At 65.6% G+C, this 24878-nt stretch carries 23 protein-coding genes, 2 tRNA genes and 1 pseudogene; 7 read left to right on the top strand and 19 right to left on the bottom strand.

The features are described from left to right. Positions 1-36: 36 nt before the first annotated feature. From MJO58_RS19070 to clpX, 7 genes are all read right to left on the bottom strand, one after another. Positions 37-669: a LysM peptidoglycan-binding domain-containing protein gene (locus MJO58_RS19070; RefSeq protein WP_239720536.1), complete on the bottom strand. Its 633-nt coding sequence runs from the start codon at positions 667-669 to the stop codon at positions 37-39. Between the two features lie 256 nt (positions 670-925). After that, positions 926-2182, bottom strand: a complete 1257-nt coding sequence (locus MJO58_RS19075; RefSeq protein ID WP_239720538.1) for a saccharopine dehydrogenase family protein — start codon at positions 2180-2182, stop codon at positions 926-928. Positions 2183-2294: 112 nt separating this feature from the next. After that, the gene (locus MJO58_RS19080) at positions 2295-2825 is read right to left on the bottom strand and encodes a transglycosylase family protein (RefSeq protein WP_239720540.1); all 531 of its coding nucleotides are present in this window, start codon (positions 2823-2825) and stop codon (positions 2295-2297) included. Positions 2826-3931: 1106 nt separating this feature from the next. Next, a complete protein-coding gene (gene mobA, locus MJO58_RS19085; RefSeq protein ID WP_090604637.1) occupies positions 3932-4525 on the bottom strand; it encodes a molybdenum cofactor guanylyltransferase in 594 nt (197 codons plus the stop codon). A 12-nt stretch (positions 4526-4537) separates the two neighbouring features. Next, positions 4538-5641 carry a 2-oxoacid:ferredoxin oxidoreductase subunit beta gene (locus tag MJO58_RS19090; protein WP_090604639.1) on the bottom strand — a complete coding sequence of 368 codons (1104 nt, stop codon included), beginning with the start codon at positions 5639-5641 and terminating at the stop codon, positions 4538-4540. Between the two features lie 73 nt (positions 5642-5714). Further along, the gene (locus MJO58_RS19095) at positions 5715-7670 is read right to left on the bottom strand and encodes a 2-oxoacid:acceptor oxidoreductase subunit alpha (protein ID WP_239723349.1); all 1956 of its coding nucleotides are present in this window, start codon (positions 7668-7670) and stop codon (positions 5715-5717) included. Between the two features lie 356 nt (positions 7671-8026). Then, the gene (gene clpX / locus MJO58_RS19100) at positions 8027-9307 is read right to left on the bottom strand and encodes an ATP-dependent Clp protease ATP-binding subunit ClpX (RefSeq protein WP_085220749.1); all 1281 of its coding nucleotides are present in this window, start codon (positions 9305-9307) and stop codon (positions 8027-8029) included. 284 nt (positions 9308-9591) lie between these two features. Between clpX and MJO58_RS19105 the strand changes: the two are divergent. Continuing rightward, a pseudogene (locus tag MJO58_RS19105) lies at positions 9592-9729 on the top strand (homocysteine S-methyltransferase family protein); the annotation flags it as partial. A 111-nt stretch (positions 9730-9840) separates the two neighbouring features. On the opposite strand, the gene clpP2 reads toward MJO58_RS19105, so the two are convergent. The 4 genes from clpP2 to MJO58_RS19125 all read right to left on the bottom strand — a co-directional run bounded on the left by clpP2 (position 9841) and on the right by MJO58_RS19125 (position 12719). Next, the gene (gene clpP2 / locus MJO58_RS19110) at positions 9841-10485 is read right to left on the bottom strand and encodes an ATP-dependent CLP protease proteolytic subunit ClpP2 (RefSeq protein WP_090604641.1); all 645 of its coding nucleotides are present in this window, start codon (positions 10483-10485) and stop codon (positions 9841-9843) included. Next, a complete protein-coding gene (locus tag MJO58_RS19115) occupies positions 10482-11072 on the bottom strand; it encodes an ATP-dependent Clp protease proteolytic subunit (RefSeq protein ID WP_090604644.1) in 591 nt (196 codons plus the stop codon). The genes clpP2 and MJO58_RS19115 overlap by 4 nt, the downstream gene beginning before the upstream one ends. A gap of 126 nt (positions 11073-11198) precedes the next feature. Next, positions 11199-12602, bottom strand: coding sequence for a trigger factor (gene tig / locus MJO58_RS19120; protein ID WP_175364500.1), 1404 nt, complete (start codon positions 12600-12602; stop codon positions 11199-11201). A 40-nt stretch (positions 12603-12642) separates the two neighbouring features. Next, positions 12643-12719 (bottom strand) — tRNA-Pro (locus MJO58_RS19125). Positions 12720-12853: 134 nt separating this feature from the next. On the opposite strand from MJO58_RS19125, the gene MJO58_RS19130 reads away from it, so the two are divergent. Together MJO58_RS19130 and MJO58_RS19135 are read left to right on the top strand one after the other, a co-directional pair. Beyond that, a tRNA-Gly gene (locus MJO58_RS19130) sits at positions 12854-12924 on the top strand. Positions 12925-12955: 31 nt separating this feature from the next. Then, positions 12956-14146: a serine hydrolase domain-containing protein gene (locus MJO58_RS19135; RefSeq protein WP_239720542.1), complete on the top strand. Its 1191-nt coding sequence runs from the start codon at positions 12956-12958 to the stop codon at positions 14144-14146. Between the two features lie 67 nt (positions 14147-14213). Here MJO58_RS19135 and MJO58_RS19140 read toward each other — a convergent pair whose 3' ends face one another. From MJO58_RS19140 to MJO58_RS19155, 4 genes are all read right to left on the bottom strand, one after another. Then, positions 14214-14513 (bottom strand): Mtp family mycobacterial-type pilin, encoded by a 300-nt coding sequence (locus MJO58_RS19140; protein WP_259608712.1) that lies wholly within the window; start codon positions 14511-14513, stop codon positions 14214-14216. Positions 14514-14599: 86 nt separating this feature from the next. Next, positions 14600-15400 carry an Fpg/Nei family DNA glycosylase gene (locus MJO58_RS19145; RefSeq protein ID WP_239720545.1) on the bottom strand — a complete coding sequence of 267 codons (801 nt, stop codon included), beginning with the start codon at positions 15398-15400 and terminating at the stop codon, positions 14600-14602. Position 15401: 1 nt separating this feature from the next. Next, complete coding sequence (locus MJO58_RS19150) at positions 15402-15881, bottom strand: ribose-5-phosphate isomerase (RefSeq protein WP_217493139.1); 480 nt, start codon at positions 15879-15881, stop codon at positions 15402-15404. Between the two features lie 128 nt (positions 15882-16009). Next, the gene (locus MJO58_RS19155) at positions 16010-16633 is read right to left on the bottom strand and encodes a mycothiol-dependent nitroreductase Rv2466c family protein (protein WP_239720547.1); all 624 of its coding nucleotides are present in this window, start codon (positions 16631-16633) and stop codon (positions 16010-16012) included. Positions 16634-16753: 120 nt separating this feature from the next. Between MJO58_RS19155 and pepN the strand changes: the two genes are divergently transcribed. Further along, positions 16754-19348: an aminopeptidase N gene (gene pepN / locus MJO58_RS19160; RefSeq protein WP_239720549.1), complete on the top strand. Its 2595-nt coding sequence runs from the start codon at positions 16754-16756 to the stop codon at positions 19346-19348. 250 nt (positions 19349-19598) lie between these two features. Here the strand turns inward: pepN and MJO58_RS19165 are convergent, their stop codons facing one another. From MJO58_RS19165 to MJO58_RS19175, 3 genes are all read right to left on the bottom strand, one after another. Continuing rightward, positions 19599-20066 (bottom strand): DUF5130 domain-containing protein, encoded by a 468-nt coding sequence (locus MJO58_RS19165; protein ID WP_217493140.1) that lies wholly within the window; start codon positions 20064-20066, stop codon positions 19599-19601. After that, on the bottom strand, positions 20053-20277 hold the full coding sequence (ctaJ, locus tag MJO58_RS19170) for an aa3-type cytochrome oxidase subunit CtaJ (RefSeq protein ID WP_090604663.1): 225 nt from the start codon (positions 20275-20277) through the stop codon (positions 20053-20055). Before ctaJ ends, MJO58_RS19165 begins: the two co-directional genes overlap by 14 nt. Before the next feature lie 67 nt (positions 20278-20344). Next, the gene (locus tag MJO58_RS19175) at positions 20345-21016 is read right to left on the bottom strand and encodes an HNH endonuclease (protein ID WP_090604665.1); all 672 of its coding nucleotides are present in this window, start codon (positions 21014-21016) and stop codon (positions 20345-20347) included. Between the two features lie 143 nt (positions 21017-21159). On the opposite strand from MJO58_RS19175, the gene MJO58_RS19180 reads away from it, so the two are divergent. The 3 genes from MJO58_RS19180 to MJO58_RS19190 all read left to right on the top strand — a co-directional run bounded on the left by MJO58_RS19180 (position 21160) and on the right by MJO58_RS19190 (position 24237). Continuing rightward, positions 21160-21555, top strand: coding sequence for a globin (locus MJO58_RS19180; RefSeq protein ID WP_090604667.1), 396 nt, complete (start codon positions 21160-21162; stop codon positions 21553-21555). Positions 21556-21580: 25 nt separating this feature from the next. After that, entirely contained in the window at positions 21581-23146 is a 1566-nt protein-coding gene (locus MJO58_RS19185) for a glycoside hydrolase family 13 protein (protein WP_239720550.1), read from the top strand. Positions 23147-23220: 74 nt separating this feature from the next. After that, positions 23221-24237 carry an FAD/NAD(P)-binding protein gene (locus MJO58_RS19190; protein WP_239723350.1) on the top strand — a complete coding sequence of 339 codons (1017 nt, stop codon included), beginning with the start codon at positions 23221-23223 and terminating at the stop codon, positions 24235-24237. An 8-nt stretch (positions 24238-24245) separates the two neighbouring features. On the opposite strand, the gene MJO58_RS19195 is transcribed toward MJO58_RS19190, so the two are convergent. Next, positions 24246-24872 (bottom strand): DUF8185 domain-containing protein, encoded by a 627-nt coding sequence (locus MJO58_RS19195; RefSeq protein WP_239723351.1) that lies wholly within the window; start codon positions 24870-24872, stop codon positions 24246-24248. Positions 24873-24878: the final 6 nt, after the last annotated feature.

The raw sequence follows: 24878 nt of genomic DNA on the forward strand, positions 1-24878 counted from the left end.
CGCGTGTGCTCGGTCACTCTCGGTGCCGCCGCCCGATCAGGGAATCGTGAGTACCTGGCCGGGGTGGAGCAGGTCGGGATCGGCGACACCGCTGGCGTCCGCGATCACCTGATACTTGCTTCCGTCGCCGTAATACCGCTCCGCGATGGCCCACATCGTGTCGCCGGACACGACGGTGTAGGTGCGCGGTGCGGGCTCGGGAGCGGCGTGCGGCGCGGGATCCGGGGTGCCGCCGACGGGCCCGGACATCGGATCGGGCGCGGGCTCGGCGACGGGCTGTGCCGGGTCGGGCAGCACATCCGCGGGCTCGGCGGCCGGCGCCGGAGGGGGCGGACCGTCGGTCTGGGTGTGGCTGGACCACGCCGGTCCGTCCGCGGCGTAGAGCACGAGGTTGCCGTCGTCCTGAAGCACGAGCCGCACGTCCTTCTTGCCCTTGGTGTCGGTATGCCAAACCGGCTTGTCCGACGTGTACAGCACGAAATTGCCGTCGCGCTGCACCTCGGCACGCTGCACGTCTTGGCCGTTGGTCGCCGTCGCCCACAGCGCTTCGCCGCGCGCGGCCAGCACCAGGTTGCCGTCGTCTTGCAGCGTCAGGGTGTAGGCCCCGTTAGTGGAGGCGAGCGATTGCCCCCGCTGCAACTGTTGTCCTTCAGTAAGCGTGTCTGACATGCCTTTTCCCTCGCGTCATCTCGTCCGGCGTGCTGACCCCGGACGCGTCTGCCGGTGCCCGGTGAGTGGGCGCCCACTGAAAATCGGTCGGAGCTGGCATACCTCCCTCGGCGCGATCGAAACCATCAGGAGTCGAGGACGAACCTCCACACGTAATGCGTCATCGGGATCTCACATTGATGGCACGGATGTTCAGGCAAGTCGACTACAAGATCAGTCCGATACGGCGCCGATCGAAAGCCGTTGTGGCACAGGCTTAATCCAGCCGCTCGGTCCGCAGCGACACGCCGGCAGCGGGCAGCCGGGTCAGCAAAACGTCACCCATCGCGACCGCCGGAGTGAGCACACCGCGCAGGTCGGTGAGCTTGTCCCGGTCCAGCGCGAGGGCCAGGCCGCACTCCCCCAGCAACACCGCCGTCGCCTTGTAGCCGGGGTCTCCCCGCTGCTGCATCCTCGCCACATAGCGCGCACCGCTGGTTGTGGTGGTGTATGTCTCGAGCCGGTAATAGCCGCGATCGCGCGCCTTGGCACTCGGACCGGTGCCGGGTTTGGGTGTGATGCGGTCCACCAGCGCGCCCGGCAACAGCCGCATATAGCGACTGCCCAGTTCAAACGACGCGTTGCCGATCCCGGCCATGACGGCCGACGCCACCGGCGCCAGCGGCGACGAGCCCAGGCTCATGTGTTCGGTGTAGCGGAAGCGCCGACCGTATGCCCAATCCAGTAATGCGTTGCTGCGACGCACGATTCGGGTGTTGATCGACGACATCAGAAATCCGGCTGTCCAGACTCCGGTCAGCTCCGGCGCGATGTCGCGACCGCGCCGCCACGGCAGATCGGGCTGCCGACCTAGTTCGGGTTCGGCGCCGCGATCGGTGCTCAGCGTGTACGGGTCGGCAAGCAACCTGCGGACACCCGGGTCACTGGACGCGGCTCGTAGCACGCCCATGAGCGACGCGACCGTCCCGCCGGAGAACCCGCCCATCAACGCGCGCATCACGAAGTTGGTATCGCCGAGCTCACCGGTGCCCTCGTCCTGTGCCGTCCGGTACAGCGCGTACACCGTCAGATCCGAGGGGACGGAATCGAACCCGCAGCTATGCACGATGCGAGCGCCGTTGTCGGCGGCTTGCTTGTGATACAGGTCGATGGCCTCGCGGATGAACATCGCCTCCCCGGTCAGATCCGCGTAGTCGGTGCCCGCCGCGGCGCAGGCGGCCACCAACGGCATTCCATAGCGGGCGTAGGGCCCGACCGTGGTGACGACGACCCGGGTGCGGGCGGCCATCTCGTCCAGGGTGGCGGGCGACGCCGCGTCGGCGTTCAGCACCGGCCAGGACTGCGCGGCCTCGCCGAGGCTGTCGCGAACGGCGTGCAAGCGATCTGCCGACCTGCCGGCCAGGGCGATCCGGGCACCGGCTCCGGCGCGTGCCAGGTATTCGGCAGTGAGCTTGCCGACGAAGCCGGTCGCCCCGTACAGCACGATGTCGAATTCACGCCCCGATGCGGTCATCGTCGCGACGGTACCGGATCGACATCGGCTGCTCCGTGGCCGCGCGTACCCGCAGCCTGCTCAACAGAAAATGCCGGGCACAAAGGCCCGGCATTTTCTGTGGTGTTTGAGATCAGCCGCGACGGCCGCAGACCGGCCACGCGCCGATCCCCTGCGAGTGCAGCACGTTCTCGGCCACCCGGATCTGCTCCTCGCGGCTCGCGCCGGCCGGGGAACCCGACCCGCCGTTGGCACGCCAGGTGCTCGGGGTGAACTGCAGGCCACCGGCGAAGCCGTTACCGGTGCTGATCCCCCAGTTGCCACCCGACTCGCACTGTGCGATGGCATCCCAGTTCACGCTGTACGCCTTGATCGGCGCCGGAGCGTCCGGTGCGGGGGGCGGCGGGGCGTCAAAGCCCACCGGGGCGGGCGGCGGGGCGTCCGGTGCCGGAGGCGGCGGGACGTTCGGGTCAAAGCCCACTGGGGCAGGCGGCGGGGCGTCCGGTGCCGGGGCCGGCGGAACGTCGAAGCCCGCAGGCGCGGCGGGCGCCGGGGCGTCAGGAGCCGGCGGCGGGGGCACATCCGCGCTCGCGGTGCCGGACGGAAGCGTCACCAGCGAACCTGTGATAGCAGCGAGGATGAGCGTTTTGCGGACGTTGTTCAAAGCGTTCCTTTCGCGAGCGCGCGCGCCAAAGCAAACCCACGGATGGGTTTAGGTGGTTCATGTGGTGGAAATAGGTGCCTTGGACCGTGCCGTCTCGGTTCGGCACGACAGCGAGGACATGATCTGCCCAGCAGGCACAAAGCTGCTGGCTGCCGGGCGGCGATAGCCGTCCGGCAGCCCCGCTCACACACGGGTACGTGGATTAAATTTGGTTTAACCCCTTCGGGCTAAAAGGCACCGTATGGGACCGCGACGCATTCGTCATATCCGACACGCCGATATCTCGGAACAATAACGAGCAGATCACGACATGATGCGGAAATTGTTTTTGCAGGTCAGCCACGCCTTTTCTTTGCAAACTCCCAGGTCAAGATCATGGCGTAATCGTGACTCGAATCACGCTCATTTTGTGAGCTGGGCCACGCATTTGCCAGCCGATCGATCCCTGGCCCGGTTCGCTCGCCAGAAGACCCGGTCGCGAGCGATCCGCCGAGCCAAGAGCAATGATCTTGATCGGTTCAGTTCGAGCGGGAAAGTCTCGAAATATGCGTCTCTATCAGCCCAAACATGCTCTTCCACAACGTCGTTCGTCGATGCCGGAAAAGGACACCCGAGCGACGGGCGTTAGCATCGCGTAAACGCGTCTCGACAACCGTTTCAGACGAGTTACGCAGTGGTTCAAGGCGTTTAGCGAGACCCACGAGTGGAGGAGCCGCGGCGCCCGCGCGATGCGACGCGCCTTCACACCAGTGATGAGACCGCGCTGCGCATACTGCCCACATTTGCACAAACCAATTTGCTGGGGAATTTCACCCGACTTACTTCGACGGCCCACATCACCGCGGCGGCGGCGACCCGCCCCGCCGGCGGGCCAAACGTTATTCGAAAACTACTGTGCCGCAACGTGATCCGTTGCACCCGGAACTGCCTCGATCCGGACAATGCGGCAATAACTCCACAAACCAGCGGGATATTCGTTTCATTCGCAATGCCAATCACGATCAACAAACGGTTAACTGGCCTAGCATTTAAGCGATGCGTTTATCTCGATGAATTGAGATAATCCGAACAATTAATCTGAAGAATGGCGAAGCTCGCCGAGCCGATCAGGCGCCGGGGAGCACCAGGGCGCGGAACTCGGCGTCGGTGTTGACGTTGGTCAACGCACGCGAATCCGGCAGCACGATCTGCTGGGCGTCCGACGCGTCGATCAGGGCGCTCATTCTGCGCTCACCGGCGGCCACCAGTGCATCGATACGGTCGGCCAACGCGGTGCGGTACACGGCAGCCAGGAAATGGCTGCGACCATCCCACGGCACGATCACTTCGGCGTCGGTCTTGGTGGCCAACGCCATCAGGTCGTCGATCAATTCCGGTGTCAGCAGCGGCATGTCGACCGCGCAGACGAAGGCGAATTGGGCGCCCGCCTGCGCGGCGGCGCGCAGGCCTCGCCCGGTCGCCGCCAGCGGCCCAAGTCCCTGAATCTCGTCACGGATGACATGCGCCGCTAGCTTGGGCAGCGGTTGGCCGGGGGCGGCGACGACGAATACGGGCTCGCAGCGCTGCGCCACGACACCGACGACAAACTCGGCCATCGTGGCGGCTCCGCCAGGACCCGGCAGGGTGGCCTTGTCGCGGCCCATCCGCCGCGATTCGCCACCGGCGAGTACTACTGCGGCCAATGACACTGCATCGGACACGAGCGCAGCCCCTTAGTCGACGGTCCAGGTGTCACGCCCGCGCAGGAGAGACTGCAGCGCGGCCGCGTCGTACGGCGTTGCGGCCCGGGCCGCGGCGACCTGAGCGCGGGCCGCGTCGTCGTAGGTGGGCCGGGAGACATCCCGGAAGATGCCCAGCACGGTGTGATCGAGGTTCTGATCCGACAGCCGCGACAGCGCGAATGCATAGGCCGGGTCGTCGGTGTGCGCGTCGTGCTTGACGATCTCCCCGACGGCCACGTCGGCGGTCTTGGCGGCCTCGAGGCTGAAGCCCGACTTCACCACGCAGTATTCGCCGTTGGCGCCGAACACAATTGGCTCACCGTGACGCACGTTGATCACGCGGTCCTCGGCACCCTCTTTGCGCAGCGCGTCGAACGAGCCGTCGTTGAAGATCGGGCAGTCCTGCAGGATCTCGACCACCGAGGCCCCGCGGTGCTCGGCGGCTCCGCGCAACACCTCGGTCAGCCCGGCGCGGTCGGAGTCCAGCGCGCGACCGACGAACGTCGCCTCGGCGCCCAGCGCCAGCGACACCGGGTTGAACGGATGGTCCAGCGAACCCATCGGGGTGGATTTGGTGATCTTGCCGACCTCGGAGGTCGGCGAGTACTGACCCTTGGTCAGCCCGTAGATCCGGTTGTTGAACAGCAGGATCGTGATGTTGACGTTGCGGCGCAGCGCGTGGATCAGGTGGTTGCCGCCGATCGACAGCGCGTCGCCGTCGCCGGTGACCACCCAGACCGACAGGTCCTCGCGAGAAAGCGCCAGGCCGGTCGCGATCGCCGGCGCGCGGCCGTGAATCGAGTGGAACCCGTAGGTCTCGAGGTAGTAGGGGAAGCGACTGGAGCAGCCGATGCCGCTGATGAACACGATGTTCTCGCGGCGCAGGCCGAGGTCCGGCAGGAAGTTGCGGATCGTGTTGAGGATGACGTAGTCACCGCAGCCCGGGCACCAGCGGACCTCCTGGTCACTGGTGAAGTCCTTGCCCTTCTGCGGCTGGTCTTCAACAGACAAAGTGGGCACACCATCGTTCTTTTTCAACCTCGGAGTCAAGCCGAGGTCCGTGCCCGCCAGGTCGCTGCCGATCGCGTTAGTCACGAGCGCCGCTCCTCCTCATCGCTTCGTCCCCCGCAAGCGGGCGGTGCCCCTACTGCATCATCGCCGACGTGCGTCATGCGTTAGCTCCAACCGTTGCCGCCGCCATTCTGGCGACCATCGCTTTGTCTTGCTCGATCTCGGCCAGTGACCCGGCCAGTGCCCCGCGGATGACCCGTACGACCTCGTCGGCGAGGAAGGCAACGCCGTGCACCTTGGTGACCGACTGCACGTCGACCAGGTACTTGGCGCGCAGCAGCATCGCCAGCTGACCCAGATTCATCTCCGGTGCCACCACCCTCGGGTACCGACGCAGCACGTCGCCGAGGTTGGCGGGGAACGGATTGAGATAACGCAGGTGGGCGTGGGCGACCTTGATGCCCTTGCGCCGGGCGCGCCGGCAGGCTTCACCGATCGGGCCATATGAGCTGCCCCAGCCGATCAGCAACAGCTCGGCGTCACCGGTCGGGTCGTCGACCTCCAGGTCGGGCACCGAGATGCCGTCGATCTTGGCCTGGCGCAACCGAACCATCAGGTCGTGGTTGACCGGCTCGTAAGAGATTGCGCCCGAACCGTTTGCGGCCTCCAGGCCACCGATCCGGTGTTCCAGACCAGGCGTGCCCGGAACGGCGAACTGGCGGGCCAGCGTCTCCGGGTCCCGCGCGTACGGCTGGAAGGGCTCGTCGGGCTTGGCGAAGGTGTGCGTGATCGGCGTCAGCGTCGAGACGTCCGGGATCTTCCACGGCTCCGAGCCGTTGGCGATCGCACCGTCGGACAGCAGGATCACCGGCGTGTGGTAGGACACCGCGATGCGTACCGCCTCCAGCGCGGTCTCAAAGCAGTCGGACGGCGACCGCGGCGCCAGCACCGCAACCGGCGACTCGCCATTGCGGCCAAAGAGCGCCTGCAGCAGGTCGGCCTGCTCGGTCTTGGTGGGCAGACCGGTCGACGGTCCGCCTCGCTGCACGTCGATGACCAGCAGCGGCAGTTCGGTCATCACGGCTAAGCCGAGCGCCTCGGACTTCAGCGAGATGCCCGGACCGGAGGTGCTGGTCACTCCCAGCGCGCCGCCATACGAGGCACCGATCGCGGCGCAGATACCGCCGATCTCGTCCTCGGCCTGGAACGTGATGACGTTGAAGTTTTTGTGCTTGGACAGCTCGTGCAGGATGTCCGACGCCGGAGTGATCGGGTAGCTGCCGAGCATGACCTGAATGCCGGACAGCTGGCCCGCCGCCACGATGCCGTAGGCCAGCGCGGTGTTGCCGGAGATCTGGCGGTATTCGCCGGTGGGCAAGGTCGCCCGGGACACCTCATAGGTGGTGCCGAAGGCCTCGGTGGTTTCGCCGTAGTTCCAGCCCGCCTTCAGCGCGAGCACGTTGGCCTCGGCGACGTCGGGCTTACGGACGAACTTCTCCCTGATGAAGTTCTCGCTGGTCTGGATCGGTCGCCCGTACATCCACGACAGCAGGCCGAGGGCGAACATGTTCTTGGCGCGCTGCCCGTCTTTCTTGGACGCGCCGATCGTCTCGACGGCGCCGAGCGTCAGCGTGGTCATCGCGACGGAGTGCACCACGTAGTCGGACAGCTCGTCGGTCTCCAGCGGGTTTGCTACGTAACCGACCTTGGTCAGGTTGCGCTTGGTGAATTCGTCGGAGTTCGCGATCACCATTCCGCCGCGCGGCAGGTCGCCGATGTTTGCCTTCAGCGCGGCCGGGTTCATCGCGACGAGCACGTCAGGCCGGTCGCCGGCGGTCAGGATGTCATAGTCGGCGATTTGAATCTGGAATGACGAGACCCCGGGCAATGTGCCTGCGGGGGCTCGGATCTCGGCGGGATAGTTCGGCTGGGTCGCGAGGTCGTTGCCGAAGAGCGCGGCCTCCGAGGTGAACCGGTCACCGGTCAGCTGCATACCGTCGCCGGAGTCACCGGCGAATCGGATGACGACCTGTTCCAGGCGTTGGCGGTCCGACCCAACAGAAGGGGACCCGCCATGAGAATCTGACCCGGCTCCACTGCCGTTCGGATCCACGTCTCCGCCTTCCATTTGTTAACCGGACAGGCACTCTGCCGAAGTTTCAGGTTACGCGCCGTCAAAGGGAGTCCCGCGCTCACACGAGTGTATGAGACTGCTAGTACCAATTATTGCACTGGTTTTCGGGTCAAAAGGACGTCCTCGGCTACGCGTACTTACCAATATCTTAAGCAAAACACGTAGTCAGCGAGGGCTACCGACGAGTACGACACAAAACTGTGGTCTTGGTCACGTCGCTATCGAACCGTAATCGGACGTTGTCCGCACCGTCGTTCTTTGGACGCCAAACCAGGCACCCGAATAGAACCCGAAGGGGATTGGTCGGAACGACCCGACCGCAACAGACGTGTTGGCTAGGCGCTCTTGTCGCGACGCTCGGTACGCGACGGCTTGCGCGGCACGATGGTCGGCAAGACGTTGTCCTGCACGGTCTCCTTGGTAACCACCACTTTGGCGACGTCGTCGCGGCTCGGGATGTCATACATCACCGGCAGCAGGACTTCCTCCATGATGGCGCGCAGGCCACGGGCACCCGTGCCGCGGTGGATCGCCTGGTCGGCGATCGCCTCGAGCGCATCGTCACTGAACTCGAGCTCCACACCGTCCATCTCGAACAGGCGGGTGTACTGCTTGACCAGCGCGTTCTTGGGCTCGGACAGGATCTTGACCAGCGACTCCATGTCGAGGTTGGTGACCGAGGCGACGACCGGGAGGCGGCCGATGAACTCGGGGATCAGACCGAACTTGATCAGGTCCTCGGGCATCACGTCGGCGAAGTGGTCGGTGGTGTCGATCTCGGCCTTGGAACGAACCTCGGCACCGAAGCCCAGGCCGCGCTTGCCGACGCGCTCGTAGATGATCTTCTCCAGGCCGGCGAACGCACCCGCGACGATGAACAGCACGTTGGTGGTGTCGATCTGGATGAACTCCTGGTGCGGGTGCTTGCGGCCGCCCTGCGGGGGAACCGACGCCTGCGTGCCCTCCAGGATTTTCAGCAGGGCCTGCTGCACACCCTCGCCCGAGACATCACGAGTGATCGACGGGTTCTCGCTCTTGCGGGCGATCTTGTCCACCTCGTCGATGTAGATGATGCCGGTCTCGGCGCGCTTGACGTCGTAGTCGGCGGCCTGGATCAGTTTGAGCAGAATGTTCTCGACGTCCTCACCGACGTAACCGGCTTCGGTCAGCGCGGTGGCGTCCGCAATGGCGAACGGCACGTTGAGCATCTTGGCCAGGGTCTGGGCCAGGTAGGTCTTGCCGCAGCCGGTGGGGCCGAGCATCAAGATGTTGGATTTGGTCAGCTCGACCGGCTCGCACCGGGAGTCACGACCCTTTTCGCCGGCCTGAATCCGCTTGTAGTGGTTGTAGACCGCGACGGCCAGCGTGCGCTTAGCGGTGTCCTGCCCGATCACGTAGCCCTCGAGGAACTCCCGGATCTCCGCGGGCTTGGGGAGCTCGTCGAGCTTGACGTCGTCGGCGTCAGCCAGCTCCTCCTCGATGATCTCGTTACAAAGATCGATGCACTCATCGCAGATGTAGACCCCCGGGCCCGCAATGAGTTTCTTGACCTGCTTCTGACTCTTTCCGCAGAACGAGCACTTCAGCAGATCACCGCCGTCTCCGATGCGCGCCATGGTGCCTCAGTGCCTACTTCCTGTTGCCGTACGTCTTTTAACGTGCCGCATGTATTCCCCCGACGCTACCCGTTGGATCGGGCCCGCCGCGACCATTAGCGCCGAATCGCGTCGGTGGTATTCATGCCTGTCCGAAAACATATAGCCCGACAACCCCCGTCACTGCCGCAGACGCGCTTTCCGTGTCTTTGGCGTGTCGCGGTCGTTACCCCACCGAGGCTGCTAACACCAAGCTGGTTGCCAGGCCACCACCATACAGTGGCGAGGTGGGATTGGCCGGGGGAATTTTCAGGGCTGGCGAATCGATCCTGATCAGCGACGGCGGCCTGGCCACCGAGCTGGAAGCAAGCGGGCACGACCTGTCCGGCCCGCTGTGGTCTGCGCGGCTGCTGGCCGATGCCCCGGCCGAAATCGTCGCGGTGCAGCCGATTGATCGCCTACCCGAACAGCGGCCAACGACGATGTTCGACGAGTGTGCACTCAGCGCGAAAAATCAGCCGAAAATTCGCAGTGAGCGCACGTTCGGCGCAAACTCACGCGGTTTGAGCCGAAAGCTTGCGGTACTCGAGAACGGTGTCGATGATCCCGTAGTCCTTGGCCTCTTCGGCGGTCAGGATCTTGTCCCGGTCGGTGTCCTTGCGGATGACCGAGGGCTCCTTGTTGGTGTGCCGGGCCAGCGTGGTCTCCATCAAGGTGCGCATCCGCTCGATCTCGGCGGCCTGGATCTCCAGGTCGGAGAACTGCCCCTGGATCACACCCTGCAGCGACGGCTGGTGGATCAGCACCCGCGCGTTGGGCAGCGCCATCCGCTTACCCGGCGTACCGGCGGCCAGCAGCACCGCCGCGGCGGAGGCGGCCTGACCCAGGCACACCGTCTGGATGTCGGCGCGCACGTACTGCATGGTGTCGTAAATCGCCATCAGCGAGGTGAATCCGCCACCGGGCGAGTTGATGTACATGGTGATGTCGCGGTCGGGGTCCAGCGACTCCAACACCAGCAGCTGCGCCATGATGTCGTTGGCCGAGGCGTCGTCGACCTGCACACCGAGGAAGATGATGCGTTCCTCGAACAGCTTGTTGTACGGGTTGGACTCCTTGACGCCGAAGCTCGAGTGCTCGATGAACGACGGCAGGATGTAGCGCGCCTGGGGCTGGGTTTCGGGGTGCTGGAAACTCATCGGGCTTCTCCATTGGTGATGTGGGCGGCGCGAGTGATGATGTGGTCGACGAAGCCGTATTCCAGGGCCTCCTGCGCGGTGAACCACCGGTCGCGATCGGAGTCGGCCTCGATGCGTTCGATCGACTGGCCGGTGAACTCGGCGTTGAGCCGGAACATCTCCTTCTTGATGACGTGGAACTGCTCGGCCTGGATGGCGATGTCGGCCGCGCTACCGGTCACCCCACCCAGCGGCTGGTGCATCAGGATGCGGGCGTGCGGCAGCGCGTAGCGCTTGCCCTTGGTCCCCGCCGCCAACAGGAACTCGCCCATCGAGGCGGCCATGCCCATCGCATAAGTAGCGATGTCACAAGGCGCCAGCACCATCGTGTCGTAGATCGCCATCCCCGCGCTGATCGATCCGCCCGGGGAGTTGATGTAGAGGTTGATGTCCTTGTCGCTGTCCTCGGCGGCGAGCAGCAGAATCTGCGCGCACAGCCGGTTGGCGACCTCGTCGTTCACCTCCGAACCCAGGAAGATGATGCGCTCGGAGAGCAAGCGCTCATAGACCGAGTCCGTGAGGTTGAGACCCACCGAATTCGAACGCATATCAGTCACGACTGGGTTACCTGCTTTCTTTGCGATCTGTACTGACGACACTAACCAACCAAGCGCACCGTTTCGCGGCCACGCACCCCCGAAACGGGCGCGTTCGCTCACAGCGTCACGCTCGGGTCATTCCTCGCTGGACTCTTCGGCCGTGTCGTCAGCGTCCGTTGCAGCGTCCGTTGCGTCCTGCGCGTCAGCGTCGTTCTTGGTGCGGTCCGGGAAGAACTCGCTCGTGTCGATGGTGTTGCCGTCGGTGTCGGTGACCGTCGCCTTGGCGACCACCGCGGCGATCGCCAGACCGCGCCGCACATCGGCGAACATGGCCGGCAGCTGGTTGTTTTCCTGAAGGTAGGAGAACAACTGTTGCGGCTCGATGCCGTACTGCCGCGATGTGGCCACCAGTCGCTCGGTCAGGTCATCCTGGCCGACCTGGACTCCCAATTCATCGGCCAGCGCGTCGAACAGCAGCTGGCGCTGGACGTCCTTCTCTACCGCGGTGCGCGTCTCGGTTTCGAACTCCTCGCGCGTTTTGCCCTGTTCGGCAAGCACCTCGGCGAACTTGGCTTCGTCATGGTTGACGCTGTCGATGGCGCCGTGCATGGCGCTGTCGAACTGCTCGGCGACGATGCCCTCGGGCAGTGGCACGTCGACCTGCTCGAGCAGCGCGTCCATCGTGGCTTCCTGGATCTTGCCGGCCTGCTCGGCGCGCTTGAGGTTGGCCACTTGGTCGCGCAGGTTGCTGCGCAGCTCATCGATAGTGTCGAATTCGCTTGCCAATTGCGCAAATTCGTCATCGGGCTCGGGCAGTTCGCGTTGCTTGATCGTCTTGACGGTCACGGTCACCTGCGCGTCCTTGCCGGCGTGTTCGCCGGTGGCCAGCTTGGCGGTGAACTCCTTGGACTCGTCGACGGACAGGCCGACGATCGCGTCGTCGAGGCCTTCGATCAGCCGGCCGGAGCCAACCTCATGCGACAGGCCCTGCGCGGCGGCGCCCGGAATCTCTTCGCCGTCGATCGTCGCCGACAGGTCGATCGAGACAAAGTCGCCCTCGGCGGCCGGACGATCCACTCCGGTCAGGGTGCCGAACCGAGCCCGCAGCGACTGCAGCTCGGCATCGACGTCGTCGTCGCTGATCGCGATCGGATCCACCGACACCTTCAGCCCACTGAGGTCCGGGAGGGTGATCTTGGGGCGGACATCGACCTCGGCGGTGAAGGCGAGGTCCGCGCCGTACTCCTTCTTGGTCACCTCGATTTCGGGCCGGCCGATCGGATGCACCTCGGTCTCGGTGACCGCTTGTCCATACCGGGTGGGCAGCGCCTCGTTGACGACCTGGTCGAGCATCTCCTCGCGGCCGAAACGCGCCTCCAGCAACTTCATCGGCACCTTGCCGGGCCGGAACCCGGGTAGCCGGACCTGCCTGGCCAGCTCCTTGTACGCGCGCTGGAAGTCAGGCTCGAGTTCGGTGAACGGCACCTCAACGTTGATGCGCACCCGGGTGGGGCTCAACTGCTCGACGCTGCTTTTCACGGGTGTGCTCCTCGTTCTTTGTTCTCGGTGGTGCGGCGCGTGGTCGGGGTGACAGGATTTGAACCTGCGGCCTTCCGCTCCCAAAGCGGATGCGCTACCAAGCTGCGCTACACCCCGCGCTGACCTCGCGATCCTACGGCGCGACGGCGTCGGCCCACCAACGGCCTCGCAGACCTAACAAAGCGGTCACAAGGCCGCGTCGATTAGATTTGATGTTCGCCGCCAGATACAGTCACGCTCGACTAATACATGCGGGCGTAGCTCAATGGTAGAGCCCTAGTCTTCCAAACTAGCTACGCGGGTTCGATTCCCGTCGCCCGCTCCGGGTAAGTAGTGCTCCGCAGAAAGACGCCATGAGCGACCTGAAACTGGACGTGGACATCAAGGGCTCATGCGCGCCGGACTTCGCCGGTGTCCGCGATGCGTTCGAGCGCAACTTTGCGGAGCGTCTGGAGCAAGGCGCGGCCGTCGCCGTCTGGGTCGACGGCGACCTCGTCGTCAACCTCTGGGGCGGCTGGGCCGACGCGGCCGGCACCCGGCCCTGGGAGCAAGACACGCTGACCACCGTGCTGTCCGGCACCAAGGGACTGTCGGCCACCTGCATGCACCAGCTCATCGACCGCGGTGAACTGGACCTGTACGCGCCGGTAGCACGGTATTGGCCCGAGTTCGGCCAGGCAGGCAAGCAGGACATCACGCTGGCCATGGTGATGAGCCACCGGTCCGGCGTCATCGGACCGCGGACGCCGATGAGCTGGCAACAGGTCACCGACTGGGACTACGCGTGCGAACAGATCGCCGCCGCCGAACCATGGTGGGAGCCGGGCACCGCGCAGGGCTACCACATGACGACCTTCGGTTTCATCTGTGGCGAGGTCTTCCGCCGCACGACCGGCCGCACGATCGGTCATTACCTGCGCACCGAGATCGCCGAGCCGCTGGGCGCCGACGTCCACATCGGCCTGTCCGACGCCGAGCAACGGCGTTGCGCCGAGCGGGTGAACAAGCCGCATATGCGTGACCTGCTCACCCATATCCCCAGCGACCCGACCAGCCTCGCCGACCACCCCAAGGCGGGGCTCGCGGTCGCCATGGGCTTCGCGCCCGACGATGAGGTCAGCTCCTACGACCTCAACCTGTGGCGCCGGCTCGAATTCCCGGGCACCAACGGCCAGGTGTCGGCCCTGGGATTGGCCACGTTCTACAACGCGCTCGCCCAGGAGAAGCTGCTCAGCCGAGAACACATGGATCTGATCCGGGTGCCGCAGGGCGGCCTGGAGAACGACCTGGTGCTCGGCCCCCGCGTCGCCGACCACGGCTGGGGCCTGGGTTACATGCTCAACCAGCGTTGCGTCAACGGACCCAGCCCGCGCATCTTCGGCCACGGTGGGCTGGGCGGCTCGTTCGGCTTCGTCGACTTGGAGCACGGCATCGGCTACGCGTATGTGGCGAATCGCTTCGACGCGACCAAGGCCAACGCGGACCCACGCAGCCTCGCCCTGTCTAACGAGGTGTACGCCGCGCTGGGTGTCGACGTCTGCTGAGTCACCCGAGATAGCCGCGCCCTGCCGAACTTATGCCGGCAGGGCGCAGTTGTCGGTATGGACGCGATCAGGGGTGCCATCCAGGAGGCGGCGGCGGTCCCCACGGCGGCGGTGGCGGCGGTCCGGGCGGTCCCCACCCCGGCCCACGGTCCCACGGATTTCCAGGCGGCCCCGGCGGGCCTCCACGCCAGTCGTGGCAGTTGTTCCAGTCCCAGTTGTTGCCCCAGCCCGGGTCCCACCACTCCCCCGGGCACCATCGCGGGAACGGACCGGGCTGCGCGGCCGCCTCGGCGGCCACGCCCACAGCCGCCAGAGCCAACGCGGCCCCCGCGAAAATCGTTGCAGCTAAACGCGGTATCGGTTTCACAAGCGCAACTTCTACCCACGATAACGCGATGGAAAACTATAGACGCCAGCGTTTCTTCCTGTCAGTTTCCTGACAAATCCAAAGCATCACTTCTGGCAGTTCGGGCACCAGAACACGTTGCGGCCCTCGAGGACTGCGGTGCTGATCGGCCCGCCGCACACGCGACACGCCTCGCCGGCGCGCCGGTACACATACGTGCGGGGCCGGTCGGGTGCATAGGACGGCGGGCCGTGATCGTGAACGGGGCGCACCACGACGATCTTGCCGCCCCGCAAGCCGACCTTCATCAGCGCGACCAGATCGGTCCATGCGGCGTCGAACTCCGCTTCGCTGACCCCTCGACCGGGCCGGTACGGATCGATGCGATGACGGAACAACAACTCGCTTCGATACACATTGCCCACCCCGGCGATGACGCCCTGGTCCATCAACAACGCACCAATAGGCCTGCGGGACTTCATGATTCGGTTCCACGCCCACGCCGGGTCGGCGTCGCTGCGCAACGGATCGGGACCGAGCTTCGCGACGACGTCGCTGACCTGAGCCTCGTCGATCACCTCGCACACCGTCGGGCCGCGCAGGTCGGTTCCGTACTCGGCGCCAACCATCCGCATTCGGACCTGTCCAACCGGTTCGGGAAGCTCGTCGCCGCGTTTCCACTCGGTGAAGGTGCCGTAGAGACCCAGGTGCACGTGCACGATCGGTCCGCCGGCGTAGTGGTGGAACAGATGCTTGCCCCAGGCGTTGGACTTGCGCAACACGTGGCCGTCGACCGTTGCCGCCGCGTCGGCGAAGCGGCCCTGCGGACTGGACACCGCGACCGGCGCGCCGCCGAAGCGGCGTTGGTGCAACCGCGCCAAGCGGTGCAGCGTATGCCCTTCGGGCACCCTACGCCTGCGCGCCGGGCACCGGCGGGGCCTGGTGAGTGCGCTCGTACTCGTCGAGAATGTCGATACGCCGTTGGTGGCGTTCGGCTTTCGACCACGGCGTGGTGAGGAAGGCGTCGACGAACGTCAGCGCCTCGGTCACGGTGTGCATCCGACCGCCGATGCCGATCAGCTGCGCGTTGTTGTGCTGACGCGCCAGCGAGGCGGTCTCGACGCTCCACGCCAGCGCGCACCTGGCGCCCGGCACCTTATTGGCCGCGATCTGTTCACCGTTGCCCGATCCCCCGATCACGATGCCCAGGCTGTCGGGGTCGGCCACCGCGCGGCTTGCGGCGTCGATGCAAAACGCGGGGTAGTCATCCTCGGCGTCGTAGGTGAAGGCGCCGCAGTCGATCGGCTCGTGTCCGGTCTTCTTGAGGTGGTCGATGATCGCTTGCTTGAGCTCGAATCCAGCATGGTCTGAACCCAGGTAGACGCGCATGACCGTCATTGTGCACGAGGAGGCCCGAGGCAATCCCGCCACCGTCGACCGAGAGTGAACTGCGCGACGCGTATCCGGCGTGTCGCGTCGTGAAATTCACACTCGACACCCGCGGGATTAACCGGTTGTCAGTCGAACTCGGGCTTTTCGTGGCGCGACCGCTTGAGCTCGAAGAAGTGCGGGTAGGCGGCGAAGGTCACCGAGGCGTCCCACAGCTTGCCGGCTTCCTCGCCGCGCGGGATCCGCGACAGCACCGGCCCGAAGAACGCGACGTCGTTGACGTGGATGGTGGGCGTTCCGACGTCGTCGCCGACGGCGTCCATGCCGGCGTGGTGGCTCTTGCGCAGCGCCTCGTCGTAGGAATCGCTCTCGGCGGCGGCGGCGAGTTCGGCCGGCAGGCCGACCTCGTCCAGCGCCAGCTTGATGACGTCGTCGAGTTCCTTGTTGCCCTTGTTGTGAATCTGGGTGCCCATTGCGGTGTAGAGCGGGGCGAGCACCTCGGCGCCGTGAGCCTGCTCGGCGGCGATCGCCACCCGCACCGGGCCCCAGGCCCGCTTCATGTTCTCGCGGTACTGCTCGGGCAGGTCTTCGCGGTTCTCGTTGAGCACTGCCAGGCTCATCACGTGGAAGTTCACCTCGATGTCGCGAACCTTTTCGACTTCGAGGATCCAGCGCGACGTGATCCATGCCCATGGGCACAGCGGGTCGAACCAGAAATCGGCCTTGTTTTTCGCGGGGGCCTTCTCGGACATTGCGCAGTCCTCTCGGAGAGAGATCGGGAAACGGTTAGCACACCGTTGTGCACAACCGTAGTCGCCGCGCGCGTGTTCCCGTTCCGCGCTGGGAGCTCGTGACGCTACTAAGTTGGACGGGTGGCCCTTCCTAACCTCACCCGCGACCAAGCCGTCGAACGCGCGGCTCTGATCACCGTCGACAGCTACCAGATCAGCCTCGACGTCACCGACGGCTCGGGACCTGGAGGCGGGCCCGGCGAACGAACATTCCGCTCCACCACCACCGTCGTGTTCGACGCACTCGCGGGCGCCGACACGGTCATCGACCTGGCGGCCGAGACCGTTCGCAGTGCCACCCTCAACGGACGCGACGTGGACGTCTCCGGATACGACGAGTCGACCGGCATCCCGTTGCGGGGACTGGCCGACCGCAACGTCGTCGTCGTCGACGCCGACTGCCGCTACTCCAACACCGGCGAGGGACTGCATCGCTTCGTTGACCCGGTCGACAACGAGACCTACCTGTATTCGCAGTTCGAAACTGCGGACGCCAAGCGCATGTTCGCCTGCTTCGACCAACCCGACCTCAAGGCCACGTTCGACCTGCGGGTGGCCGCACCCGCGCACTGGAAGGTGATCTCCAACGCCCCCACCACCTCGGTCGAGGGCGGCGTGCACAGTTTCGCGATCACACCGCGGATGAGCACCTATCTGGTGGCGTTGATCGCGGGCCCGTATGCCGAGTGGAAGGACTCCTACCGCGACGAACACGGCGAGATCCCGCTGGGCATCTACTGCCGGACCTCACTGGCGCAGCATATGGACGCCGAGCGGTTGTTCACCGAGACCAAGCAGGGATTTGGCTTCTACCACAAGAACTTTGGCGTGCCATACGCGTTCGGCAAGTACGATCAGCTGTTCGTCCCTGAATTCAACGCCGGCGCAATGGAAAACGCCGGGGCGGTGACCTTCCTCGAGGATTACGTGTTCCGCAGCAAGGTCACCCGCGCGTCTTACGAGCGGCGCGCCGAGACGGTGCTACACGAGATGGCGCACATGTGGTTCGGCGATCTGGTCACCATGACCTGGTGGGATGACTTGTGGCTCAACGAATCCTTCGCCACGTTCGCCTCCGTGCTCTGCCAGGCCGAAGCGACTGAATACACCACGGCGTGGACAACCTTCGCCACCGTTGAGAAATCGTGGGCCTATCGCCAGGACCAGCTGCCCTCGACGCACCCGATCGCCGCCGACATCCCCGACCTGCACGCGGTGGAGGTGAATTTTGACGGCATCACCTACGCCAAGGGCGCCTCGGTGCTCAAGCAGCTGGTCGCCTATGTCGGGCTGGAGCACTTCCTGGCCGGGCTGCGCGACTACTTCCGCACGCACGCATTCGGCAACGCCACCTTCGACGATCTGCTGTCCGCGCTGGAGCAGGCATCAGGTCGTGACCTGTCGAATTGGGGACAGCAGTGGTTGAAAACCACCGGCCTGAACACGCTGCGCCCGGAATTCGACACCGATGGCGACGGGAAGTTCACTCGGTTCGTGCTGACGCAAAGCGGCGCGGCGCCGGGCGCCGGCGAGACCCGGGTGCATCGGCTGGCGGTCGGGGTCTATGACGACGACGGCGCGGGCAAGCTGGTGCGGGTGCACCGAGAGGAACTCGACGTCGACGGTCCGGAGACGGAAGTTCCTGGGCTGGTTGGTGTTTCGTCCGGCAAGCTGATTCTGGTCAACGATGACGACCTGACCTATTGCTCGTTGCGTCTGGATCCGCAGTCGTTGCGGACCGCGCTGGAGCGCATCGCCGACATCGCCGAGGCGCTGCCCCGCTCGCTGGTGTGGTCGGCGGCGTGGGAGATGACCCGCGACGCCGAACTGCGCGCCCGCGACTTCGTCGCCCTCGTCTCCGGTGGTGTGCAGGCAGAGACGGAAGTCGGTGTGGCACAACGGCTGCTGATGCAGGCACAGACGGCGCTGGGCTCCTACGCCGAGCCGGGCTGGGCACGCGAGCACGGCTGGCCGCAGTTCGCCGATCGGGTGCTGGCGCTGGCGCGGGCCGCCGAACCGGGATCGGATCACCAGCTCGCCTTCGTCAACACGCTGTGCTCGTCGGTGCTGTCCGACCGGCACATCGCGGCGCTCGCCGATCTGCTCGATCGGGATCCGTCCGAATTGGGGCTGGCGGGCCTCGAGATCGACACCGACCTACGCTGGCGCATCGTGACCGCGTTGGCCACCGCCGGTGACATCGACGCGGACGGCATCGAGACGCCGTTCATCGATGCCGAGGTGCGGCGCGACCCGACCGCGACCGGCAAGCGTCACGGCGCCCAGGCTGCCGCGGCCCGCCCGCAACTCGAGGTCAAGGAGCAGGCGTTCATCACGGTGGTTGAGGACGACACCGTGCCCAACACGGCGGCGCGCTCGATCGTCGGGGGATTCGGGGCGCCCGGCCAGGGTGAGTTGCTCAAGCCGTTCACCGCGCGCTATTTCCAGGCCATTCCCGGCGTCTGGGCGCGGCGCTCCAGCGAGGTCGCGCAAACCGTGGTGATCGGGCTCTACCCGTCCTGGAACATCAGCGAGGAGGGCATCGCCGCCGCCGACGAGTTCCTGTCCGCGCCCGACTCCGAGGTGCCTCCGGCCCTGCGCCGGCTGGTGCTGGAGGGCCAGGCCGGGGTGAAGCGGGCGTTGCGGGCCCGCACCTTCGACGCGGGTCAGCAATAACCGCGAGCGCCATTGCAGCGCTACTGGACGGTTGCTGAGGTCACCGTCATCTCGTCGGCGCTCCGAGCCGACATGCACTGCGAGATGGGCACCTGTAGGTCGCGGCCCCGTTCGGTGCCGCTGTCATTGAGACGCTCGGCGAGCGCCGGGCGTAGGCCGAGGCCACTGAGCAGGAGCAGCAGAACCAACGTCAGCGCGACGACCGCACGACCCGTGGTCGCAACCCGGACGTGAAGTGGCTCATGCCTCGCTAAGCCGGGGTGATACCGGAGCTGAGCACGCGGATCGCGCTGACCAGACCGTCGACCAAATGCCCCTGCTCGAACGCCGCCGAGGCAGCGGCCACGCCCAGCGGGGCAGCCGACTCGGCGCCGCGTCCGCGGACTTCGGAGCCGTAGACCACCTCGATGACGGCTTGGTCGGGCGAGACCGCCAGCAGCACTGCGTTGTTCGGCGTCGGCACGTCGGCCAGGATCTCGCGCGCCCGGGCCGCGGTGTCACTGCCCAGGTCGCCGATGTAGACGGCGAACCGCGTCATCGACTGGCGCGAGCCGTATTTCAGGGCGTCATCAATGGCGACCAGGTCCGCGATCGGGAACGGGTAGTGCACCGACAGCTCACCGGGCTCGGTGACGCCGGAAACCCGTCCGCTGCTGGTGACCGCGAAGCCGACGGGCAGTTCCGCCGGTGCTTTCGTCGCTACCTCACCATGTGCCACTGGCGCCACCTCCGACCGAGAACTCCGATGCGTGATGACCGTGCGAGTGGCCGACGAATTCGTCGGTGGCAGCCCACAGAATCGGCGGATGCGTCCACGGCTCGGACATCTTGTAGGTCGCCGGGTGCGGCCCCTTGCGCGACCAGATCAGCGCCGCCAGCACGATCACCAGCAACACCGGGATTCCAACCACGTACAGGTGAATCTCCATAGCGCTCACGACGGAAACCGTATCCCACCGAGTGATCCCACGGCGCGCTTGGACACAAGATTGGCGGTCAGGCCGCGCCCTCGCCGAGGTAACGGACCCACGACGGATCCATTTCCTTGACCGTGGAAAGCAGTCGCCAATGCTGCCCGGTGGGCGGCAGCGGAGCCCGGCGCAGTGACCAACCGAGTTCGGCGAGCAGCTTGTCGCCCTTGCGGTGATTGCAGGTCGAGCAGCAGGCGACGCAGTTCTCCCACGAGTGTCCGCCGCCGCGGCTGCGCGGCACGACGTGGTCGACGGTGTCGGCCTTCGCTCCGCAGTAGGCGCAGCAGAAGCGGTCGCGGTGCATCAGCGCGGCGCGGGTCATCGGGACCCGGGCCCGGTAGGGAACCCGGACGTAGGTCCGCAGCTGGATCACCGACGGCACCAGGATCGACTCGCTCGCCGAGTGGATGACCGGGCCGGACGGGTCGTGGTGCACCACATCGGCCTTGCCGCAGATCACCATCACGATCGCGCGCCGCATCGGCAGTGCGGTCAGCGGTTCGTAGGTGGAATTCAGCAGCAGAACCCGGCGGCGACTCCAGATCGAAGCGCTTTCGTGCCGGTTGGACGGATGGGTATCGGCGCCCGGGGCGGGACGGTGGGAAACGCTGTGCAGGGACGACGCGGTTGTGGGTCCGGTTAGCCCTGCCGCGGCCCCTGAACTTCGGTGGCTGCGGCGTCTCTTGCCCTGCGCCATAAATCCTCCGCGGATAGTCCACCATGATTCGTCGCCAATCGCACGCCTAATTGTTGCTGCACGCCGTGTCGAACCGGTGAACAGCAGGGCGACTCCCGCCCGTTTGACTGCGCCAGCATGCCGATGCACCACAATGGAGGGTGATGGATCAGGTACAACAGTCCTTCTACGACGCCGTCGGCGGTGCCGAGACCTTCAAAACGATCGTGGCGCGCTTTTACGCGCAGGTCCCCGAGGACGAAATCCTGCGTGAGCTGTATCCGCTGGACGACCTCAGCGGCGCCGAAGAGCGGCTGCGCATGTTCCTCGAGCAGTACTGGGGCGGTCCGCGCACCTACTCCGACCAGCGCGGACACCCGCGGCTGCGGATGCGTCATGTGCCGTTCCGGATCACCCCGATCGAGCGCGATGCGTGGCTGCGCTGCATGCACACCGCCGTCGCGTCGATCGATGCACAGACTCTCGACGACGAGCATCGCCGAGAGCTGCTCAACTATCTGGAAATGGCTGCACACTCACTCGTCAATTCACCCTTGTAGATACCTCGCAACCGAACGGAGCAATATGAGCCCCGCAGCATGGTGGTCGAACGCGGTCTTTTACCAGGTCTATCCACGGTCCTTCGCCGACAGCAACGGCGACGGCGTCGGCGACATCGACGGCATCGTTGCCCATCTCGATCACCTGGTGCGGCTGGGCATCGACGCGATCTGGCTCAGCCCAGTCACCGTCTCGCCAATGGCCGACCACGGCTACGACGTCGCCGATCCGCGCGACATCGACCCGCTGTTCGGCGGGATGCCCGCGATCGAACGGCTGATCACGGCAGCCCACGAGCGCAACATCAAGATCACCATGGACGTGGTGCCCAACCACACCAGCTCCCAGCACGCGTGGTTCCAGGCCGCGCTGGCCGCCGGTCCCGGCACCGATGCCCGGGAGCGTTACTACTTCCGCGACGGCAAGGGGCCCGACGGTGCGCTGCCCCCGAATAACTGGACGTCGGTCTTCGGCGGCCCGGCCTGGGAGCGGGTGGTCGAGCCCGACGGCAATCCCGGCCAGTACTACCTACACCTGTTCGACACCCACCAGCCGGACCTGAACTGGGACAACCCTGAAGTGTTCGACGACTTCGAGGCTTCGCTGCGGTTCTGGCTGGAGCGTGGCGTGGACGGCTTCCGCATCGACGTAGCGCACGGGATGGCCAAGCCGGCCGGCCTGCCCGACGCGAAGGAAGCCGTCAAGGTGTTGTCGCACAGCGACGACGACCCGCGCTTCAACAACGCGGCCGTGCACGACATCCATCGCAAGATCCGCAAGATCGTCGACGAGTACGACGGTGCGGTGACCATTGGCGAAGTGTGGGTGCTGGACAACATGCTCTGGGCCGAGTACCTCCGGCCCGACGAACTGCATCTCGGCTTCAACTTCCGGCTGACCAAGGTCGCCTTCGTCGCCCACCAAATTCACGACGCCGTCGAGAACTCGCTGAAGGCCACCGCCATCTATGACTCCGTTCCGACCTGGACGCTGTCCAACCACGACATTGACCGGGAGGTCACCCGCTACGGCGGCGGCGAAATCGGGCTGCGCCGGGCGCGAGCGATGGCGATGGTGATGCTGGCCCTGCCCGGCACTGTGTTCATCTACAACGGCGAGGAGCTCGGGCTGCCCGACGTGCTGGACCTGCCCGAAGAGGTGCTGCAGGACCCGACCTGGGAACGCTCCGGGCACACCGAGCGGGGCCGCGACAAGGTCCGGGTTCCGCTGCCGTGGTCGGGCGATACTCCCCCGTTCGGGTTCTCCAGTTCGCCCGACACCTGGTTGCCGATGCCGGCCGACTGGGCGTCGCTGACGGTCGAAAAGCAGGACGCCGATCCCGACTCGACGTTGACGTTTTTCCGCACGGTGCTCAAATTGCGCAGGGAGCGCGCTGAATTCGACGGCGTCGAGCTGGAGTGGCTGACCGCAACCGACGATGCGCTGGTATTCCGGCGACCCGGGGGCCTGGTGTGCGCGCTGAACACCGGAAAGCGTCCGATGGCACTGCCCGCCGGCGAACTCATTTTCGCCAGTGCGCCGTTGGTCGACGGTCAGTTGCCGACCGACGCCGCGGCCTGGTTGGTCTAACCTGCCCCGGGGACCAATTCGCGCCGCGGCCCGCGCTGGCCTATATGTGTTACATGGCAGCGTATGCGTGGGCAGTGATCGGAGCCGGCCCCGCCGGAATTGCTGCGGTGGGAAGGCTTTTAGATCGGGGCATCGCGGCGGAGTCGATCGCCTGGATCGATCCGGCTTTTGCGGCAGGCGATTTCGGCCAGAAGTGGCGGGCGGTATCGAGTAATACCATCGCCGAAACATTCCTGCACTTCCTGAATAGCTCTGCGGCATTTCGGTTCTCGGAAGCACCGCAGCTTCCGTTGCACGATGTCGAGCCGAGCGAGACGTGCGCCCTTGACCTGGTGGCCGATCCGTTGGTGTGGATTACTGCGCACCTGCGTGAGCGGGTACACGTCTTTCAGACCACAGCGACCGCCCTTTTTCTGGGCAATAGGCAATGGAGAATTGAAACCGAACAACAAGAAGTCGTCTCCGAAAATGTGATCCTGGCCGTCGGCGCGGTGCCCAAGAAGCTTGCTTATCCTGGCCTCGAGGAGATTGCCGTGGAGGTCGCGCTGGATCCCGACCGGTTGGCCGAGCAGTCGCTCGACGGCACGACGGTCGCCGTCTTCGGCTCGTCGCACTCCTCGATGATCGTGCTGCCGAATCTGTTGCGCCAACCCGTCAAACGGGTGATCAACTTCTACCAGAGCCCGCTGAAATACGCTGTGTATCTGGATAATTGGATTCTGTTCGACGACACCGGCCTCAAAGGCCGGGCGGCGGCGTGGGCGCGGGAGAACATCGACGGCGTCCATCCGGAGCGACTGGATAGGTGCTGGGTTTCAAGCCCGGAATTCGACGACACACTCGCACAATGCGATCGCGTGGTCTATACCGTCGGCTTCGAGCGCCGAAAGCTGCCCGAGACACCGCAGTGGGGCCCGCTGGATTACAACCGGAGAAACGGAATCCTTGCCCCGGGACTCTTCGGGCTGGGCATCGCGTTTCCGGAATATGCCGAAGATCCATACGGATTCGGGCAATACCGAGTGGGGCTCAAGAAGTTCATGGATTACCTGGATGCCGTCTTGCCGTTGTGGTTGTTATACCCGACCTGAGCCACCGCTCAGCGCAGCACCATCGCCGCTTCACCGCGCCGGCGGTACACCGAGCCGAAGCGGGCGTCCAGACGCAACCAGGCCGGAAGGGTGCGAACCCGGATGATTTCGCTCGCGTCGATTGCATCCCTTGACTGCGGCAGGAAACCCATTGCTGTCAACGCGAACACACAACGCATCGGTAGCCCGACGCTGGCGTCGGCCGAGCTGACCCGGATCACCTCCTGGTCGAGCAGCGAGGCCGGCGGGCCGTGCGAGCTGCTGTGCTCCTTGGCCAGCCGTGCGCCTTCGTGCGCCAGATCCAGCACCACCTGGGCCGGCACGTCGTCGAGGTGGGTGAAGCCGGACTCCGGCGGCAGTGCACTGCGCCACGACGAGTCCATCGCGAAACCCGGGTCGACGTAGCCGGTGTCGTCCATCGCCGACAGCCCGCGGGCCAACCCGTCCGCAGCGACCGTCATGTCGTCCGGGCTCACCCGGCCCAGCACTACCCGGCTGGCGAGCACGTCGAAACCCGTTGCCATCCAGGCTGTTAGCAAACCGGATGAGCGAGTACGCAACCGAATGACCGCGGCATCGTCGAGGTGCAGAGCACGATCGATGAACGCAGCCAGGTCGGCGCGATGGGCCGCCATCGATGC

Origin of the sequence: Mycobacterium lentiflavum (assembly GCF_022374895.2) — a bacterium.
Classification (GTDB): Bacteria; Actinomycetota; Actinomycetes; order Mycobacteriales; family Mycobacteriaceae; genus Mycobacterium; species Mycobacterium lentiflavum.